The sequence below is a fragment of the Pseudomonas sp. PB106 genome (assembly GCF_009764645.1).
GTDB lineage: Bacteria > Pseudomonadota > Gammaproteobacteria > Pseudomonadales > Pseudomonadaceae > Aquipseudomonas.
The window spans coordinates 1-3,515 of the sequence record NZ_RWIM01000148.1 but is presented as its reverse complement, the minus strand read 5'-3'; the positions used below and the strand labels follow the sequence as shown (position 1 = coordinate 3,515).

Sequence of the window (3,515 nt, the reverse complement as noted above, 5' to 3'; positions counted from 1 at the left end):
GTTGACCAAGCCGTTCTTTGCGGCGATCGGGCAGCATCGGGTTTGGGATCGGGAGCCTAAGGCGAAAGCCATTCCTGCGTAAAAAGCAAAAGATCGCAGCCTTCGGCAGCTCCTACAGGGAATCGATCTGCATGAAAAAGCCCGGAGCCATTGCTGGCACCGGGCTTTTTTGCATCTGCCGAAAAGCTTACTCGGCGAGCACCTGACCCACGGTTGGGTCCTTGAACAGACGCGTCAGCGCATCACTCAACACGTCGCTCACCAGCTTGGTGTTGGTTTCCTGGTTCGGCGCCATGCCGAAACGCTGGTCCAGCGACGCGCCGTAACGGCCGCTGTAACGGCGATTGGCGTTCTGCACGTCGGAGCGGAAGGTCGCGCCGATGGTCGCTTCGGTCACGTACATGCCTTCTTTCGGCGACTGGTATTTCAGCTCGGCCAACGTCACGGTCAGCTGAGGCGCGTTCGGTGCGTTGTTGGTCGGGGTGAAACCGAGCAGACGTACGGCGGCTTCAGCCTGAGCCTGCAGCTTCGGCAGGATCTGCTCGCGCTGCACGGTGATGGCGCTGGTTTCCGGGTACAGACCGCCACGGGTACCGAGGGTTGGCGACGGACGACCGTCAACCACACGCACGACAACTGGCTGGCCACGGCCGACCGCAGGCAACTGCGTGGTCAGCTTCGGCTCCGGATTCAGTTGTTGCGGGCTGTGGGCGCAGCCGGCCAGGGTCAAACCGGCCACAGTGATCAAACCGAACAACAGGCGTTGCAACATGCTCTTCTCTCCAGAATCAGGCACAAACAGGCCGGCAGTATAGCGGTGGGCCACTGCGGGTAACCAGCGCCCGGCAGCGAATACTGAAATGTCTGACAAACCCCGTCGAAAGCGGTTCCTGTCACAGATTGTTCACCCGCCATACACGTTGACGTCACGGCGCGTTGCCAACCTTCAAAGCAGTCCTCCAACAAGGTACTCGACCATGCGTTATCTGATCTCGTTGTTCGCTCCACGCCCGCTGCATCGCAGCTTTGCCCTGCTCGACCGCGACGGCCATTGCCAGGCATTCAAGCAGTGCAGCCTGCAGCCAATGGGCGACGGTTGGGTGGAAATCGAAGAAATACGCCTCAACTGGTTGCACCAGCCACTGCCCGCCAGCGCCCGCGTCATAGCGTCGCAGCCCCGCGCACGGGTGCAGGCGATGTTGAGCATCTGACCGGATGCCTAATAAAAGTCATTAAACACGAGCAACACCGCGCATTTCTTCGATACAATCTCCCCCCGATTATAAGGACGTCTCCTGATCGGGCCCCGCAACAGCGTCAATGCGCATGCATCGACATCAAAAATCGCCCACAGAGAGCCGCCCACACAGATCGAGTGAAGTTGGCGCGCTTGCCTGTTCTTCCGGCAAAAACCCGCTTTTCGCGAATCTGCAGAGCTGTCATGACGCTCGGCCGCCGCGTTGTTTTTGCCCCTGCGGGCACGGTGCCAGGCTGTGACAGCCTTTTTTGAGGTTCACGTCTTCAAAAGAGCGTGAAAAAAACGGGTTTTCACAACTTCACAAGAGTGTGGCGAGCAAATGAAAAGTTTTGCGTCTGAACATGCACCATTAGCGTCTGAAACAGCCCAACGACACAGGACCGGGTATACCTCGAATATCGGAGCCTGAAGCCTGTCCGCTACGGATTTGGTTGCACAAAAACGGATGTCTCGACCATAAGTCGAATTGCCAGCAGCGTGCTGAAATGAGTTCATGGAGCTCTTGAAAGCCAAGCCGCATACATCCGTCGAAGTTGCGAAAAATTGCGAAGATTCGGACATGGCGAACCTGACCACGGATAGCCCGGACATTACTGACCTGTCCCGGAACGCCTGGCAGCCATGCCGACAATTTGGTGCTGCAGATTTGGGAGACGCGTTAAATGGCGCATAACGAAGCAGTCGACGTAGTTCTGGTTGGGGCCGGCATCATGAGTGCCACCCTGGCAGTACTGCTCAAAGAGCTCGACCCCGCGATCAAGCTGGAAGTCGTCGAGCTGATGGATTCCGGTGCCGCCGAGAGTTCCAACCCCTGGAACAACGCCGGTACCGGCCACGCGGGCCTGTGCGAGCTGAATTACACGCCGCAGGCTGCCGATGGCACCGTCGACATCAAGAAAGCCGTGCACATCAACACCCAGTTCGAAGTCTCGAAGCAGTTCTGGTCGTACCTGACCAAGAAAGGCACCTTCGGCTCGTGCAAATCCTTTATCAGCCCGGTACCGCACCTCAGCTTCGTGCAGGGTGACAGTGGCGTTTCCTTCCTCAAGGAGCGTTTTGACGTCCTGCACAAGCATCACGCGTTCTCCGATATGGAGTACACCGAAGACAAGGCCAAGATGGCCGAGTGGATGCCGTTGATGATGCCGGGCCGTTCGCCGGACGAAGTCCTCGCCGCGACCCGCGTGATGAACGGCACCGACGTCAACTTCGGCGCCCTGACCAATCAGTTGCTCAAGCACCTGACCAGCGCTCCCGACACTCAAGTCAAATACTGCAAGCGCGTGACCGGCCTCAAGCGTAACGGCGCCGACTGGACCGTCAGCATCAAGGACGTCAACAGCGGCAGCACCCGCGAAGTCGACGCCAAGTTCGTCTTCCTCGGCGCAGGTGGCGCGGCGTTGCCGTTGCTGCAGGCCTCGGGCATCGAAGAAAGCAAAGGCTTCGGCGGCTTCCCGATCAGCGGCCAGTGGCTGCGTTGTGACAACCCGGAAGTGGTCAAACAGCACCAGGCCAAGGTTTACAGCCAGGCTGCTGTGGGTTCGCCACCAATGTCGGTGCCGCACCTGGACACCCGTGTGGTCGACGGCAAAAAGTCCCTGCTGTTCGGGCCATACGCCGGTTTCACCACCAAGTTCCTCAAGCACGGCTCCTTCATGGACCTGCCGCTGTCGGTTCGCGCCGGCAACATCGGGCCGATGCTGGCGGTGGCGAAAAACAACATGGACCTGACCAAGTACCTGGTCAGCGAAGTGATGCAATCGATGGAGCAGCGTCTGGATTCCCTGCGCCGTTTCTACCCTGAGGCGAAAGCCGAAGACTGGCGCCTGGAAGTGGCCGGCCAACGGGTGCAGATCATCAAGAAAGATCCGAAAAAGGGCGGCATCCTGCAGTTCGGCACCGAACTGGTGTCGGCCAAGGACGGTTCCCTCGCCGCGCTGCTCGGCGCTTCGCCAGGCGCTTCGGTCACCGTTTCGATCATGCTTGAGCTGATCGAGAAGTGCTTCCCGGCCAAGGCCAAAGGCGAGTGGGCTGGCAAACTGGCGGAAATCTTCCCGGCCCGTGAAAAGGTGCTGGAAACCGATGCTGCGCTGTATCGCAAGATCAATGCGCAGAACAACATCGCGCTGGAGCTGGTTGAAGAAAGCAGCGAGACCCCAAGCTACGCTTGATCTTGCTGCATAAAAAACGCCCCGATCGGGGCGTTTTTTTTATGTCTGTCAGAAGCAAAAAACGCAGCCTGCGGCAGCTCCTACAC

At 58.8% G+C, this 3,515-nt stretch carries 3 protein-coding genes; 2 read left to right on the top strand and 1 reads right to left on the bottom strand.

Going from position 1 to position 3,515, the window contains the following annotated elements; all coding sequences use genetic code 11:
• Positions 1-187: 187 nt before the first annotated feature.
• Positions 188-772, bottom strand: a complete 585-nt coding sequence (locus EJA71_RS19685; protein WP_008086137.1) for a YajG family lipoprotein — start codon at positions 770-772, stop codon at positions 188-190.
• 205 nt (positions 773-977) lie between these two features.
• On the opposite strand from EJA71_RS19685, the gene EJA71_RS19680 reads away from it, so the two are divergent.
• Together EJA71_RS19680 and mqo are read left to right on the top strand one after the other, a co-directional pair.
• Positions 978-1,211: a hypothetical protein gene (locus EJA71_RS19680; protein ID WP_129395466.1), complete on the top strand. Its 234-nt coding sequence runs from the start codon at positions 978-980 to the stop codon at positions 1,209-1,211.
• A 709-nt stretch (positions 1,212-1,920) separates the two neighbouring features.
• A complete protein-coding gene (mqo, locus tag EJA71_RS19675; RefSeq protein WP_158959273.1) occupies positions 1,921-3,429 on the top strand; it encodes a malate dehydrogenase (quinone) in 1,509 nt (502 codons plus the stop codon).
• Positions 3,430-3,515 lie beyond the last annotated feature (86 nt).

Bases quoted from the DNA above. Each gene is read 5' to 3' on its own strand.
- EJA71_RS19685 (WP_008086137.1), bottom strand. From the start codon at position 772: ATGTTGCAACGCCTGTTGTTCGGTTTGATCACTGTGGCCGGTTTGACC.
- EJA71_RS19680 (WP_129395466.1), top strand. From the start codon at position 978: ATGCGTTATCTGATCTCGTTGTTCGCTCCACGCCCGCTGCATCGCAGC.
- mqo (WP_158959273.1), top strand. From the start codon at position 1,921: ATGGCGCATAACGAAGCAGTCGACGTAGTTCTGGTTGGGGCCGGCATC.